The organism is Marinobacter fonticola, assembly GCF_008122265.1.
Taxonomy (GTDB): Bacteria; Pseudomonadota; Gammaproteobacteria; order Pseudomonadales; family Oleiphilaceae; genus Marinobacter_A; species Marinobacter_A fonticola.
On sequence record NZ_CP043042.1, the window covers coordinates 79427 to 95525 of the forward strand.

Annotated in this window: 12 protein-coding genes; all 12 read left to right on the top strand. The window is 59.5% G+C overall.

Annotated features, from left to right (window positions below; genetic code table 11):
• Entirely contained in the window at positions 1–1998 is a 1998-nt protein-coding gene (gene cyoB, locus FXO11_RS00355) for a cytochrome o ubiquinol oxidase subunit I (RefSeq protein ID WP_148861034.1), read from the top strand.
• Complete coding sequence (locus tag FXO11_RS00360) at positions 1998–2621, top strand: cytochrome o ubiquinol oxidase subunit III (protein ID WP_148861035.1); 624 nt, start codon at positions 1998–2000, stop codon at positions 2619–2621. Before cyoB ends, FXO11_RS00360 begins: the two co-directional genes overlap by 1 nt.
• Entirely contained in the window at positions 2622–2948 is a 327-nt protein-coding gene (gene cyoD, locus FXO11_RS00365) for a cytochrome o ubiquinol oxidase subunit IV (RefSeq protein WP_148861036.1), read from the top strand.
• A 23-nt stretch (positions 2949–2971) separates the two neighbouring features.
• Complete coding sequence (cyoE, locus tag FXO11_RS00370; protein ID WP_148864736.1) at positions 2972–3841, top strand: heme o synthase; 870 nt, start codon at positions 2972–2974, stop codon at positions 3839–3841.
• Between the two features lie 228 nt (positions 3842–4069).
• Positions 4070–4681 carry a Yip1 family protein gene (locus tag FXO11_RS00375; protein WP_148861037.1) on the top strand — a complete coding sequence of 204 codons (612 nt, stop codon included), beginning with the start codon at positions 4070–4072 and terminating at the stop codon, positions 4679–4681.
• A 407-nt stretch (positions 4682–5088) separates the two neighbouring features.
• On the top strand, positions 5089–8433 hold the full coding sequence (locus FXO11_RS00380) for a sensor domain-containing protein (protein ID WP_148861038.1): 3345 nt from the start codon (positions 5089–5091) through the stop codon (positions 8431–8433).
• Positions 8434–8489: 56 nt separating this feature from the next.
• A complete protein-coding gene (locus FXO11_RS00385) occupies positions 8490–10058 on the top strand; it encodes a bifunctional GNAT family N-acetyltransferase/carbon-nitrogen hydrolase family protein (protein WP_148861039.1) in 1569 nt (522 codons plus the stop codon).
• A 194-nt stretch (positions 10059–10252) separates the two neighbouring features.
• Complete coding sequence (locus FXO11_RS00390) at positions 10253–11413, top strand: methyl-accepting chemotaxis protein (protein ID WP_148861040.1); 1161 nt, start codon at positions 10253–10255, stop codon at positions 11411–11413.
• Between the two features lie 76 nt (positions 11414–11489).
• Positions 11490–11858, top strand: coding sequence for a response regulator (locus FXO11_RS00395; RefSeq protein ID WP_148861041.1), 369 nt, complete (start codon positions 11490–11492; stop codon positions 11856–11858).
• Positions 11855–12178, top strand: coding sequence for an STAS domain-containing protein (locus tag FXO11_RS00400; protein ID WP_148861042.1), 324 nt, complete (start codon positions 11855–11857; stop codon positions 12176–12178). The genes FXO11_RS00395 and FXO11_RS00400 overlap by 4 nt, the downstream gene beginning before the upstream one ends.
• On the top strand, positions 12175–14388 hold the full coding sequence (locus tag FXO11_RS00405) for a chemotaxis protein CheA (RefSeq protein WP_148861043.1): 2214 nt from the start codon (positions 12175–12177) through the stop codon (positions 14386–14388). The genes FXO11_RS00400 and FXO11_RS00405 overlap by 4 nt, the downstream gene beginning before the upstream one ends.
• Before the next feature lie 70 nt (positions 14389–14458).
• Positions 14459–16090 carry a methyl-accepting chemotaxis protein gene (locus FXO11_RS00410; protein ID WP_148861044.1) on the top strand — a complete coding sequence of 544 codons (1632 nt, stop codon included), beginning with the start codon at positions 14459–14461 and terminating at the stop codon, positions 16088–16090.
• The last annotated feature ends 9 nt before the right edge of the window (positions 16091–16099 follow it).

Sequence of the window (16099 nt, forward strand, 5' to 3'; positions counted from 1 at the left end):
ATGTTTGGAAAACTGAGCCTTGAAGCGATTCCCTATCACGAACCGATTCTTGTTGCTGTCTTCGTGGCAATGGCGCTGGGTGGCGCCGCACTTGCGGGCTGGATCACTTTCAACAAGAAGTGGATGTACCTTTGGAACGAGTGGATCACCTCGGTCGATCACAAGAAGCTGGGCATCATGTACTTTCTGGTGGCCCTGATCATGCTGATCCGCGGTTTCTCCGACGCCATCATGATGCGGACCCAGCAGGCGATGGCCGCCGGTGGTGCGGAGGGTTACCTGCCGCCCGAGCACTATGACCAGATCTTCACCGCCCACGGCGTGATCATGATCTTCTTCGTCGCCATGCCGATGATTATTGGCCTGATGAACCTGGTGGTGCCGCTACAAATTGGCGCCCGCGACGTCGCCTTCCCTTTCCTCAATAACCTGAGCTTCTGGCTATTTGCCGCTGGCGTCGTGCTGGTGAACATTTCCCTGTTCGTCGGCGAGTTCGCCAAGACCGGCTGGCTGGCCTACGCACCCTTGTCGGAGACGAGCTACAGTCCCGGCGTCGGCGTGGATTACTGGATATGGTCGCTGCAGATATCGGGGCTAGGCACGACGCTGACCGGGATCAACTTCTTCGTCACCATCATGAAGATGCGCACCAAGGGCATGACCCTGTTCCGTATGCCGATCTTTACCTGGACGTCACTGATCGCCAACGTGCTGATCGTTGCCGCATTCCCGATCCTGACCGCGACCATCGCCATGCTGACCCTCGATCGTTACCTGGACTTCCATTTCTTTACCAACGATATGGGCGGCAACATGATGATGTACGTCAACCTCATCTGGGCCTGGGGCCATCCTGAGGTGTACATCCTGATCCTGCCGGCGTTCGGTGTTTTCTCCGAGGTGATCTCCACGTTCGCCAAGAAACGGCTGTTTGGCTACGGCACCATGGTCTGGGCCACACTGGCCATCGGCGTGCTGTCCTTCGTGGTCTGGCTGCACCACTTCTTCACCATGGGGGCGGGGGCCAACGTCAACGCCTTCTTTGGCATCATGACGATGATCATCGCCGTGCCCACCGGGGTGAAGATCTTCAACTGGCTGTTCACCATGTACCGCGGCAGCCTGGAATTCACCTCGCCGGTGCTATGGACCCTGGGCTTTATCATCACCTTTACCCTGGGCGGCATGACGGGTGTGATGCTGGCGGTACCGGCGGCGAACTTCGTGCTGCACAACAGTCTGTTCGTCATCGCCCACTTCCACAACGTCATCATCGGCGGTGTCGTGTTTGGCATGATGGCCGGGCTGACGTTCTATTTCCCCAAGGCGTTCGGCTTCAAGCTGGACGAAAAGTGGGGTAAGCGCTCCTTCTGGTGCTGGATGGTCGGCTTCTATCTGGCGTTCATGCCGCTCTACGTGCTGGCCTTCTTTGGCGCGGTGCGCCGCATGCAGGCTTACGAACCCATGGAATGGCAGATCTGGTTCCAGGTGGCCTGGGTGGGTGCCTTCATCATCATGCTGGGCATCATCTGCACCTGTATCCAGTTCTACGTCAGTATCCGCAATCGCAATAAGCCGGAATACGCGGATGTCACCGGCGATCCGTGGGACGGCCGCACCCTGGAGTGGGCAGCCTCTTCACCGCCACCGTTCTACAACTTCGCGCACCTGCCGGAAGTGCATGCCATCGATACCTTCTGGGAGCAAAAGCAGAAAGACGAAGGCCGCGCCCAGAATCCTGCGCCCGCTAAAACCGAATACCAGGATATCCATATGCCGCGCAACACCGTGGCGGGCCCGGTCATCGGTGCCTTCAGTATTCTGCTGGGCTTTGGCCTGGTGTGGCATATCTGGTGGTTAGCCGGCATCGGCGCCCTGGGCATCTTCGCTGCCGTTATCGGCCGCGTGTTCAATGACGATATCGATTATTACGTGCCCGCTGCTGAGGTCGAGCGTATCGAAAGCGAGCACCATAAACGGGTGGAGATGCAGGCGTAATGGCTACCGACGTGCTACATAATCAACATGAGGCGGCCGGGGACGGCCACGAGCATGAGCATCACGATACCAGCGGCATGACGATGTACGGCTTCTGGATCTACCTGATGTCGGACCTGATCATCTTCGGTTCACTGTTCGCGACCTACGGTGTGCTGCATAACGGCACTGCCGGTGGGCCGGGGCCGAAGGATATCTTCCAGCTGGACTTCATTCTGGTCGAAACCTTCCTGCTGCTGTTTTCCAGTTTCACCTATGGCATGGCCGTGCTGGCCATGCACAAGGACAACCTAAAGCAGCTTAAGGGTTGGCTGGTGGTCACTCTCCTGCTGGGTATCGGCTTCGTCTCGATGGAAGTCTATGAGTTCCATCATCTGATCAACGAGGGTTACGGGCCTGACCGGAGCGGTTTCCTGTCGGCGTTCTTCGCCCTGGTGGGCACCCACGGGCTGCACGTCACCTTCGGGCTGATCTGGTTGGCGATCATGTTGGTGCAGCTATCGACCAAGGGCCTGAACGACATGACCCGGCCACGCATCATGTGCCTGAGTCTGTTCTGGCACTTCCTGGATATCGTGTGGATCTGCGTTTTCACCTTCGTCTATCTGATGGGAGCCTTATAAATGAGTACCTCCACATCCCATGACAATCACAGCCATGGCAGCGTCAAATCCTATATCTGGGGCCTGGTCTTCTCCATCGTCCTGACGGTGATTCCGTTCGGCATGGTGATGACCGGTGGCTTCCCCGAGACGACGGTGATCATCGCGATCTCCGTCATGGCGGTGGTGCAGGTCCTGCTCCAGCTGGTGCTGTTCATGCACCTCAACCTGAAGACCGAGGAAGGCCGCGACTCCGGCTCTTTCGTGTTCTTCACTGCCGTGATCCTGACCCTCGTCGTTGGTGGCTCGCTGTGGATTATGTATCACCTGCACATCAACCTGATGTGAAGCCGGGCGCGTCCGTTCGCGACATGCTGGGCCAGTTCCTGGCCCTCACCAAGCCCGGGATCATCTTCGGCAATTCGATCTCGGTGATGGGCGGCTTCTTCCTGGCTGCCCAAGGCGCATTCGATCCGGCCTTGTTCCTGGCGACGTTGCTAGGGCTGGGGCTGGTGATAGCCTCCGGGTGCGCGTTCAACAATGTCATCGATCGCGATATCGATGCCCTGATGGAGCGCACCCGCAACCGGCCTCTGGTCCGGGGCACCATCACGCCGGCCACCACGTTGGGTTTTGCATCGGTACTGGGGCTGGCGGGTTTCGCCCTGCTGCTGATCGGCACCAACCTGCTGACCACCGGCCTGGCGGCTTTTGGCTTCTTTGTTTATGTCGTGCTTTATAGCCTTTGGACCAAGCGCACGTCGGTTTATGGCACGCTGGTGGGCAGCTTGTCGGGCGCCGTGCCGCCGGTCGTGGGGTACTGTGCGGTAACCGGACATTTCGATACCGGCGCGCTGACCCTGCTGATCATCTTCTGCCTGTGGCAGATGCCCCACTCCTACGCGATCGCCATCTTCCGTTTTCAGGATTACCAGGCTGCAGGGATCCCGGTGCTACCCGTGGTGAAAGGCGTGAAAACAGCGAAGCACCATATTATCGGCTATACCCTGGCCTTTATCGCCGCTGCCCTATCCCTGAGCCTGGCGGGCTACGCCGGGGCGGGTTACTTCATGGTGGCATTGGGGATGGGTTTCTACTGGCTCTATTTGGGGTTCAAGGGCTATCGCACCCAGAACGACATCCGTTGGGCCAAACGTAACTTCGGCTTTTCGATTCTCACTATCACCGTGCTCAGCGTGACAATGGCGCTGACGGCGTATCTACCAGCCGCGTTAGCCTGAGCAGCAGCGTCGCTGTCAAAGATGTAACCTGCAAAATGATCTCGGCAAATCGCCATTTCTCGCCGGTGTGCTAATTTTATTCTTGTACAAAGACAGATTTTAGAGGCTTTTTAAAGTAACAATAACGAAAGCAACGGAGATGAATCGTTCCACGCGGAGCCGCCTCGCTGCATAACTCGAAGCGGTCTGGGTGTTGAAAGCCATCATCGCCGGTGAGAGGGTGTTTGCATGCTGACACATGTCTGGGGACTTCTGGCCCATCCAAGTACGGAATGGACGCAAATCAGCAAGGAAGAGGAAACGGTCACGCATCTTTATGCGCACCATGTCCTCCTGCTGGCTGCGCTTCCCGTCATCTGCGCCTATATCGGCACGACGCAGGTTGGTTGGAGTTTCGGTGACAACGCTATCAAACTGGGTTATCTGGAAGCGTTGTACGCTGGCGTCGCGTTCTACGTCACCATTCTGGCGGCCGTGTTCGCGGTTGGCAGCGTTATTCGCTGGATGGCCAAGCGCTATGCGAACCCGCCGCCCAGCCGCCGCCGCTGCGTGATTTTTGCCGGCTACATCGCCACGCCGATGTTTTTGAGCGGTCTGGTGGCGCTCTATCCGCTGATTTGGCTATGTCTCTTGGCCGGTATCATCGGTTTATGTCTGACAGGCTTCGTGCTTTACCAGGGTATCCCCCACTTCCTGGGTATCAGTAGCGAGCAGGGCTTTATCGTTTCCAGCGCTACCTTGGCTGTCGGTGTGCTGGTACTGGAAGCCTTGCTGGCGATTACAGTGATGCTGTGGGGATATGGCGAGATCCTGTTGCCCTGGCTGTTCCGATTCGGCTAAGGCAGCTTCTGAATAACTCCTGGACCGCCTCTGCGTGCTCTGAAGGCTCCCTAACGGCCACTTCTGTTTCCAGAATTTATTCTTTTCGTTGTTGCCGGCCCTCTCGACGATAGAGGGTCCGTCGCGCTCGTTGTTTTTATACTTTATTTTCCGCCTTCTTGGCGTATCCCCGGGGCATCCCTCCTTTTGCCACCCAGGCTCGCCCGCGCAACTGCAGACGATAGAAACCCCCAATCACTGACGTTGCCCTTTCTTAAGACTCTTCCTGAACCTTTTTGTGTTTACATTCGTTATAGGTGGTTTGAGCTGGATTTCGATAAGCTCACGTTGAGTAGGCACTGTGCTGTCTCGTTTAGTTGTCGGTGACATTCACCCATGAGGCCCCAGCGTGGGCCAAGGCCTGCAAAGTGAAAATAGTAAAAGAAACCGGGGAATGGGCTGCCGTAGGCCAACCCCATACCCCGGACCAGCCATTTTCCGAAACCACGGCGCCTCGGCATGAATTCGAGCACGCCCTGATGATTGGAGAAATGGGGTATTGGGAGCTGGTTCTGGACGACAGACAGCTCATAGCGTCTGCGGCCCTCGATCGACTCTGGGGCTTCGAGTCTTCTGGCCCGCGGCCTCTGGCCACCTATCTTGAACAGATTCTTCCCGCGGATTTGCCGGTTGTGAGCGCTATTTTTCACGATCCGCCGCCCCAGTTCCGCTTTGAGATGAGGATTCGTCCCCGTAATGCTCCTAACGAGAGCGGAACCGTATGGCTGGCTGTTCAAGGTGAAAAGCGTCAGCTCAATGCGGACGGGCCGACCCGCCTTGTCGGGACCGTATGCGACATCTCCAATCTCAAGCATTCCGAAGCGCTTTTGCATAACCAGGCGCTTGAGCTGGAGGCCCGTGTCCGGGAGCTGAATTGTCTGTACTCGGTGTCCCGCCTCGTTCAGCGTTACGACGACCTGGAAACGCTGCTCCGGCAAGCGATCGACATCGTTCCCCAAGGTTTCAGGCAGCCGAAGGCTGTCGGCGTACGGCTCGTTTGGCAGCAGACGGTTATCGAGTCTCCCGGCTTCAGGGCAAGCCGGCACTGTCTCTCCCATGAGCTTTTAGCTCAAGGCAAGGTGGTGGGTCGTCTGGAAGTCCACCGCCAACCGATACCTCATCCAAGACGCTTCACCTCGGCTGAAAAAGCGCTGATGCAGGCGCTGCGGAAACCTATTGGCCGGGCTATCGAACGTGAAGAGGTCCTGGCGGCGCTGAGCGACAGCGAAAACCGATGGCGCACCCTGGCAGAAGCGTTGGCCGAAGGGCTGGTGCTGTACGATCAGCATGGCCAGATCTCGGCCTGGAACCGCAGCGCCGAGCAGCTGCTCGGCATCCCCCTGGCGAAAGGTATCTTTTCCCATTACTTCGCCGGGACGCTGCTGCGGGAGGATACCCGTGTCTTTCCGGTGGCGGCGTATCCCTCCACGATCACGCGCGCCACCGGCCATCCTTGCAATGGCGTCGTCATGGGCATGCCCCGGGACGACGGCAGCATCTCCTGGCTCTCCATCAATACCCGCGCGCTCAGGCAGCCCAAGGATACTGCGCCCTATCCTGTGGTGGTTTCCTTCACGGACATTACGGATCGCAAACGCTCGGAGGAGGCGATTCGCAGCGAGATAGCGGCAAAAGAGCTTGAACGCCGGCGTCTGAACACGGTTCTGGAGGCGCTCCCACTGGCTGTTGTTATTGCCGATGCCGAAGGGCATGTCACCCAGGTCAATGCCGCCGCCGAAACACTGTGGGGCGAAGCCTCGCTTTGTGCCGGGCGTTACTACGAGGACGAGCGAATCCATTGGGCGGATAGTGGCATGCCGGTCAAAGGCCATGAAGTGGGGCTGGCACGTGCCATCGGAAAAGGCGAGTCGGTGATGGGCGAAGAAATGGCTATCGAGCGTGCCGATGGTACCCGGCGAACCCTCCTCAACTATGCGCTGCCCCTGCGCGATGGCAATGAGAACATTGCCGGCGGCGTTGCCGTCAGCGTCGATATTAGTGACCGCAAGCGCAGCGAGAGCGAACGTGCGTTATTGGCGGCCATTGTCGAAGCCTCTCCCGATGCCATCGTCAGTACTGACATGGAAGGGAAAATTACGTCCTGGAATATTGGCGCCGAACACCTGTACGGCTATCGGGCGGACGAGATTGTCGGCAAAAGTATTTCCGTACTGATGCCGACGGAGTGCCAGGATGAGCTAACCACGATCCTGAGGGCGATTGCTAAAGGCGAGGGGGTCACCTACTTCGATTCAATTCGCCTGACCAAAGACGGCAAGCGGGTCGACGTCTCCGTTGCGGTAACGCCGATTACCGATGCCGAGGGCCGGGTGCGTGGTGCCGCCAAAATCGACCGGAATATTAGCGAACGCAAACGCATGGAAGAGCAGTTGCAGCACGACGCCTTCCATGACCGCTTGACCGGCGTCGCCAATCGGTCACTGTTTATGGACCGGTTGGAGCATGTTGTGGCCCGGGCCCAACGCTTTGGTGAACCCTATGCCGTATTCATTATGGATATGGACAACTTTAAGCTGATCAACGACAGCTTCGGCCACCAGGTCGGCGACCAGCTACTCTGCGCCTTTGCTGAACGGATACAGGCTCTGCTTCGACCGGTCGATACCTTGGCACGCTTCGGTGGCGACGAATTTACGCTCCTGTTGGAAGAGACGGAAAGCAAAGACGCGGTCAAACAGATCGCCAACCGCATCCTCAAAGCCCTAGAGCAACCCTTTCAACTGGGCCAGCATGAAATAAAGGTCAGCTCCAGCATCGGTGTCGTGCTTGACGAAACGGCCGGTCACAGTGCCGATCAGGCCGTACGAAATGCGGACGTAGCACTCTATGAAGCCAAGCGTCAGGGCAAGAACCAGTATGTGGTGTTCGACGCGCGCATGCGTGGGGAAGAAGTATCCCGTATGTACATGGAATCGGAGCTGCGCCTGGCCTTGCAGCAAGAGCATTTGACGGTCCAGTTCCAGCCCATTGTCGATTTGACGAACGATGAGCCCGTTGGCTGTGAAGCGCTGGTCCGGTGGCGGCATGACGTCATGGGCCGGGTGGATCCGTCGCGGTTCATCACCGTGGCGGAAGACACCGGGCTGATTACCCCGTTGGGCCGCTTCGTTCTGGAAAGAGCCTGTGCGACCGTCGGCGACTGGCTGAAGCAGCCTGAGGTACCGCAAGAGTTCTATGTTAGCGTCAATGTCTCGCCCAAGGAGTTCTACTCTGGCGACTTGGTGCCGTTTGTCGGCGCCATGCTGGATAAGTACGGCATACAGGGGGCCAACCTGCGGCTCGAGATTACCGAGAACGTGATTATTCAGCATGACCAAGAGGCCGCGGCTATCCTCGGCCAGATTCAGGCGCTAGGGGTCCAAACCTGCCTGGATGATTTTGGTACCGGCTATTCGTCCCTGAGTTATCTCCAGCAGTTGCCTTTTGACGTGATAAAAGTTGACCGTTCTTTCATTCAGGGCTTGGCTGAGAAACAGCAAAGTCGAGAAATCGTACGCGCCATTCTCGGGTTGGCCCAGGCGTTAGACATGGAAACGGTAGCGGAGGGCGCGGAATCGCCTGAGCAGCTGGCGGAAATTCGCGCCCTCGGTTTCCGTTGGGGCCAGGGGTTCGGTCTATTTCACCCCATGGACCGCAGTAAACTTTGGTTGCTGCTCTCTCAGCACTATACGGCCATGGAGTCGTCGCAGTAGACATCGTGCCGCTCGAGAACGCGCTCATTTGAAGCCATTGCCTATTTGAGGTGCCCATGAGTCCCCCGTTTTCAGATCCCGATGAACGTTTGCTCGTGCGTCAGGCGACGCTCCAGGATATTCCGGCGATCATTGCCCTCAGCCGAAGAGTCTACGAAGGCACCGGCATGTACGGGTACACAGAGGGCCCGCTCATCGGCCAGATGAACAATTTCCCCGAGGGCCAGTTCGTCGCCGTGGTGGGTGAGAGGGTCGTGGGCTATTGCGCCACGTTCCGCATTGCCGGAGAGATCGCGCTGGCGCCTCACGACTGGACGTCCATCACCGGCAACGGCTATGGCTCCAGGCATGATCCGGAAGGCGATTGGCTCTACGGTATGGAAGTCTGCGTGGACTCTGACTACCGGGGCTACCGCATCGGCCAGCGGCTGTATAACGAGCGCAAGGACCTGTGCCAGTCTCTCGAATTGCAGGGCGTGGTGTTCGCCGGGCGTCTGCCTTCCCTCAGCCGGCGCATCAAAAAGTTCGATACCGTCGAGGCCTACGTCGAGGCGATCAAGACCAAGAAGCAGAAGGACGGGGTACTCTCGTTCCAGTTACATAATGGGTTCGAGATCCACGGCATTATTCCTCACTACCTGGATGCCGATCATGCCTCCCTGGGTTATGGCATCCATTTGGTCTGGCGCAACCCGAAAGTCGAGCGCAATGGCTCGACCGGCAAGCCGAAGCGATACGGTAAGCGTGCGCCGGATACGATTCGGGTGGGTACCGTGCAGTACCAGCAGCGCCGGGTACACTCATTCGAGGAATTTGCCGGTATCGTCACCTATTTCGTCGATGTGGTGTCCACCTACAAGGGCGACTTTGTCGTCTTCCCCGAACTGTTCACCTTGCAACTGCTGTCCATCGAAAACCGTGACGGCTCGCCTGCCGAAGCCATCGAGGCTGTGACCGAGTACGCCGACGCCTACAAGGACTTGATGCGCGACCTCGCGCTACGTCACAACATCAACATTATCGGCGGGTCGACGCCGGTGAAAGACAGCGAAGGTGCGATCCGCAACACTGCCTTCGTGTTCCTCCGGGACGGCCAGGTGCACGCGCAAGACAAGATTCACCCCACGCCGAACGAAGCCTATTGGTGGAATATCTCCGGCGGCAGCCGCCTGAGCGCCATCGATACCGACTGCGGTCCTATCGGTGTCCTGATTTGCTATGACGCGGAATTCCCGGAGCTGACCCGTCATCTGGTGGATCAGGGCATCCACATGCTGTTTGTGCCTTTCTGCACCGACGAGCGTCAGAGCTATCTACGGGTGCGCTACTGCTGCCAGGCCCGGGCGGTGGAAAACCAGCTCTACGTCGTCATGTCCGGCAACGTCGGCAACCTGCCCAACGTGCCTAATATGGAACTGCAATACGGCCAGAGCTGCATCCTCACCCCCTGCGATTTCCCCTTCGCCCGGGACGGTATCGCGGCCGATACCACGCCCAATGTGGAAACGGTGGCCTTCGCCGACCTGCGGCCCCAGATACTGACCACCGCCCGCAATAGCGGCACGGTGAAGAACCTGCAGGATCGCCGGCATGAGCTTTATAGCGTGAATTGGCGGGGGGACTAAGCGTCTTTCTTTCACCCCGTTTCACCCTTTTCACCCCCTTTTAGACCCGTTCCTGCCTTCTGACCGACACCGGGGTAGTCCCAGGACTACCCCGGTCTTGCTTTCGCCCTAGTGAAAACTCGGCGGTGCCCGATTTAGCCCGGCCTTCTAAAAAGGAATCATGGCGGTCCAGACAGAAGGGACCATACCTGACCATGAAACCTGATTTTCCAACCGGATACCTTGGCGCTGCGATCCTGGCGCCCGGCCTGGCGGGCGCACTGGCAGCGCTGGCGGTTATACCCGCCCTGGCCACGGGGTTGATCGTCGCGGCGGTGTTGCTGCTGATCGGCGGTGTCGCTGCGACGGTCTGCCGTGGCCGTGTTTCGCGACAGGCAGCCGCATTTATCCAGCAGGCCGAGGCCCACTCAGCGCAAGACCCACACCAGGGCGTGTTGCACGACAACGTGATCGCCGCGGGCGAACAGCTCCTGCCGCTTTGGTCCCGACACATCGAAACCGCCCGTGCTCAAACCGAATCCGCCATTGTCGGGCTCACCGGCCGTTTCAGCAGCCTGGCCGGCGACCTGAGTCGTTCCACCGATATGGCGGCGGATGTGGCCGGTTCTCTTGAGGGCGGTATGGATACGACCTTTGGCAAAGCGGGGCAAGACCTCAATGCCGTGGTCGACAGCCTGCGCCAATCCCTGGGGGAGCGGGACCAGCTACTAGGTCAGATCAACGGACTGGACGCCTTTGTCGACGAACTCGATGACATGGCAAAAGACGTTGCCACCATCGCCGGCCAAACCAACCTACTGGCCTTGAATGCGGCTATCGAAGCCGCCCGCGCCGGCGAACACGGCCGTGGATTTGCGGTGGTGGCGGACGAGGTGCGCAAGTTGTCACGCCTGTCCGCCGAAACCGGCGAGCGCATCGGCACCAAGGTTCATTACATCGGCGACGCCATCCGTGGGGCGGTGAGCGCCGCCCAGGACGCCCGTGGCCGTGACAGCGAGGCGGTAAAAACATCGCAGACGACAATCGAGCGGGTCTTGGCCGATTTCCAGAGCCTGGCCCAGCGTCTGGTGGAGTCCGCCGAATCCCTGCGCCAGAGCAATGCCGGTATCCAATCCGACGTGGAAGGTTCCCTGGTGGAGCTGCAATTCCAGGACCGTATCAGCCAGATGCTTAGCCATGTTCGGGACAGCATCGACGGTGTGGCCGAACGCATGGGCAGCGGCGGGGAAAGCCTCGACGTCAGGTCCGCGCTACGCGAGATGGAAGCGACCTACGCCATGGCCGAAGAACGCGACACCCATGGCCGCCGGCCATCGAGTTCTACCGCATCGGCGGGCGAGATTACTTTCTTCTGAGCCGGTACGGCCAGTCAACGTTAACGATCTCCGGCTACGGGCCGGATCAACACCCCATAAAACGAGTCCAGCGGTTATGAGCAAAAACATTCTGATCGTCGATGATTCCGCCTCCATCCGGCAGGTGGTGTCGCTCACACTGAAAGGTGCCGGCTTCAACGTCATTGAGGCCTGCGATGGGCGTGATGCCCTGAGCAAGCTCACCGGTCAGCGGGTTCACCTGATGATCTCCGATGTAAACATGCCGAATATGGATGGGCTGAGCTTCCTCAAGGCAGTGAAGTCCCGTCCGGAATACAAGTTCACGCCGGTGATCATGCTCACCACCGAGTCCGCCGAGGACAAGAAACTGCAAGGCCAGGCGGCCGGTGCCAAGGCGTGGATGGTCAAACCGTTTCAGCCCCAGCAGATGCTGGCAGCGGTCAATAAGCTGGTGGGGCCATGAACGAAGCAGCACGTTTCGATGCGGAAAGCGGCTGCCTGGTGATCGAGGGCGAGCTGACCATCTATCAGGCCAGTGAAGCCTGCGAGGCCCTTCGCACCGCTTTCGATACCGGCAAATTGCGGTGTATCGATTTGTCCGGCGTTACCGAACTGGATACCGCCGGGCTGCAGCTTTTGTTATTGGCCAAGCGCCTGCGCACGCCCCGTGACGAAGCCATCGAAGTTCTCAACTACAGCCAGCCGGTGTGGGACATGCTGACCCTCGCGGGCGTGGCGCCCATGGCCGCCGACGAGAGCCCGGTGATGGAGGCCAGCTCATGAACATGGAACAGGCTCTGCAGACCTTTCTGGACGAAAGCCGTGAACTGCTCTCGGACATGGAGCGGATTCTGCTGGAGCTGGAGTCGACCCCCGGCGATGCCGAGGAATTGCGCAACGCCCTGTTTCGCTGTGTGCATACGGTCAAGGGCTCGGCCGGCATGTTTGGCCTCGATCATGTGGTGGATTTTACCCATGTGGTCGAGAACGTGCTGGACCGGCTGCGGGCCGAGGAAATCGCGCTCAGCCGTGAACTGGCCAATTTGTTGCTGCGTTGCCGCGACCATATCAGTCAGCTGGTGGAGGTGCTTGAGCCGCTGGAAGCCATCGAGCTGCAACCCGCAGGCGATACGTTGCTGGCCGAGCTTGAGCCCTATCAGTCGCTATCGGCCGGCGCGCCTGCCGTCGTGTCCGTGGGAGAGTCTGCGACAGTGTCTATGGAAGCGCCGATGACAGCGCCGGCGTCCGACAACGCCCCAGGCACGTGGCACATCTCCATTCGCGCCAACGAAGATGCGCTGCGTCACGGCATGGACCCGCTGGGCTTCGTCCGCTTTCTCGGGACTTTGGGGGAGCTGGTGTCGGTCACGACGTTGATAGATAACCTGCCGTCGCTGGAGACCTTCGACGCGGAAAGCTGTTACCTGGGTTTCGAGATCGACCTGAAGACCGATGCCGGCCGGGCGGCAATCGAGGACGTGTTCGAGTTTGCCGGCGATCTTTACGAGCTTCACCTGATCCCGCCGGGCAGTTCGCTAAACGAGTTCATGACGCTGCTGGAAGCCCTGCCGGAAGGGCCCGAACGACTGGGAGAAATACTCGTCGCTACCGGCGTGCTGAGCGAGTCTGCGTTGGCTCAGTGCCTGCAATTCCAGGACTTCAGCAACGTCATGCATGAGAGCCGGCCCATCGGCGAAATCCTGGTGGAACAGGGCGCCGTGGATCAGGGCCAGGTGGATGCCGCTCTGGCCAAGCAGGCGCAGGTCAAGGCACGACGCGGTAAGAAGCCGGTGCAGCATTTTCGCATCCAGGCCGACAAGCTGGACCGTCTGATCAATCTGGTCGGCGAACTGGTCATCTCGTCCGCTGCGGTCAACCTCGATGCGCACCGTAGCGGCGATGCGTCATCCCGGGAAACGGCGGCCAACCTCAACCTGTTGGTGGAGGATATCCGCGACAGCGCTCTGGACCTGCGCATGGTCCCTATCGGCGAGACCTTCCAGCGTTTCCAGCGCACGGTGCGCGACGTGGCTGAAGAACTGGGCAAGGACATCGAACTAAAGATCACCGGCGCCGAAACCGAATTGGACAAGACCGTGGTGGAGAAAATCGGCGACCCGCTGACTCATCTGGTGCGCAATGCCTGCGACCACGGCATTGAGTCACCTTCGGTGCGCCAGCAGAAGGGCAAACCGGCCCAAGGTTCGGTGCATCTGAACGCGTACCACGAGTCCGGCGCGGTGGTTGTCGAGGTCAGCGACGACGGCAGCGGCCTGAACCGCGACCGCATTCTGAAAAAGGCGGTTGAGCGCGAGCTGGTCAGAGCCGATGCCGAACTGTCCGACCGCGACATTTTCGGGCTGATCTTCGAGCCGGGGTTTTCCACCGTGGAGCAGGTGACCAACCTGTCTGGCCGCGGTGTGGGCATGGACGTGGTGCGGCGCAACATCGAGTCGCTGCGCGGCATGGTGGAGGTGATTTCCCCCGGCGTGGCCGGCGGTACCACCTTCCGCATTCGTCTACCGCTCACCCTGGCGATTATCGACGGCTTTCTCGCCCGCGTCGGCGAAGCCACCTATGTCGTGCCGCTGGAGCTGGTGGTGGAGTGCACCGAACTGAACGCCGTGGAACTGCAGCAGGACGAAGACCGGCACTACGTCAACCTGCGCCAGGAAGTGCTGCCGCTGATTCGCCTGCGCGAGCACTTCGGGATTTCAGGCTCGGCTTCGCGGCGTCAGAACATCATCGTGGTGCGCCACAGCGGCCAAAAAGTGGGGCTGGTGGTGGATGAGTTGCTGGGAGAACAGCAGACCGTGATTAAACCCTTGAGCGGCATTTTCGCTCACCTCAAGGGCGTTTCCGGCTCCACCATCCTGGGCAGCGGCCATGTGGCCTTGATACTGGATGTGCCGGCATTGATTCCGCAGATCAGCCAGCGCGAGCAGCGGATGCTGCAACCGCGGCGAACAATGAAACAGGGCCAGAGGGTTTAGCCCCGCAGGATGTCAGGCAGTCGCCAAAAAACCCGTAACCAAACGAGCAGATGTTAGAGGGACCAACCCGATGAGTGTGTTTAGCAACATGAAGATCTTCAATAAGCTGGTGGGCGCCTTCGGCGTTGTCCTGCTGCTGTTCCTGGGCACGGGGATCTACGCCCTGATGCAGATGTCCACCATGAACGACTCGGCTAACGATCTGGCGGGCAACTGGATGGCCGGCGTCGAGTCGGCACAGACCATGGACGCACTCGTCAGCGATTTCCGCCGTGCGGAGCTTGAGCACATCATTTCCGATTCGAATCAGGAACGTGCCCAGGTCGAGCAGAAAATGGATGAAATCCTGGCGCGGCTGGCTGCCGTCCGTGGGGTTTTTGAAGGCCTTCTGGATCTGCCGGAAGAAAAAGCCAACTACGAACGCTTCACCAGCGCCTGGAACAACTACCAGAGCGAGCACAAGCGGCTGCTGGACATCTCGCGCCAAAACCTCGTGGATAGCGCCTTGTCGTTTTATCGCGGCCCGTCGCGCGAGACCTTTAACGAGATCAGCAATGTCATCAAGGGCATCGTCCAGTACAACGTCGACGCGGGGAAAGCGGCCAGCGCCGAGGCCAGTGCGGCCTACTCTGCGGCCCAGGTCGCGGTTATCACGCTGCTGGTGGTCAGCATCCTGATCGGTATCGTCCTGGCGGTGCTGATTGCCCGCGCTATTACCAGCGCCGTGAGGGAAGCCATGGAGGCCACCGTAAAGCTGGCCGAAGGGGACCTCACCGTGTCGATCAACCCGCGCAGCCGAGACGAAGTGGGCCAGATGATGGTAGCCATGCAGCGCATGGTGGAGCGGCTGTCCCAAGTGATTTCCGAAGTGCGTGCAGGCGCCGACAACCTGGCCTCGGCGTCGGAAGAAGTCAGCGCCACCAGCCAATCCCTGTCTCAGGCGTCCAGCGAACAGGCGGCCAGCGTGGAAGAAACCAGCGCCTCCATGGAGCAGATGACCGCGTCCATTGGCCAGAACACCGAGAACGCCCGTGTCACCGACGGCATGTCCAGCAAGGCGTCGAGAGAAGCCGTGGAAGGGGGCGAGGCCGTCAGCCAGACCGTAACTGCCATGAAGAGCATCGCCGAGAAGATTTCCATCATCGACGATATTGCCTATCAGACCAACCTGCTGGCCTTGAACGCGGCCATTGAAGCGGCCCGAGCCGGCGAGCACGGTAAGGGCTTCGCCGTGGTTGCCGCTGAGGTACGCAAACTGGCGGAACGCAGCCAGGTGGCGGCCCAGGAAATCGGCGAGGTGGCGGGCTCATCCGTTGAGCTGGCGGAACGCGCCGGTCAGTTGCTAGCGGAAATGGTGCCGTCGATCCAAAAGACGTCCGACCTGGTGCAGGAAATCGCGGCGGCGTCCACTGAGCAGTCCTCCGGAGTGGACCAGATCAACACGGCCATGGAGCAGTTGAACCAGATCACTCAGCAGAACGCGTCGGCATCCGAAGAGCTGGCCGCCACCTCCGAGGAAATGTCTTCGCAGGCGGAACAGCTTCAGCAGGCCATGGCGTTCTTCCGGGTCAACGACGACCAGGGTAGCCAGCCGGCGATCAAGGCGAAGCAGCCGAAAGTGGCCGCCAAACCGAAGGACAAGGTGAAAGCTGCCCACAACGGTAACGACTGGGTCGACGAGTCCGCCTACGTGCGGTTCTAGGAGGCAGGC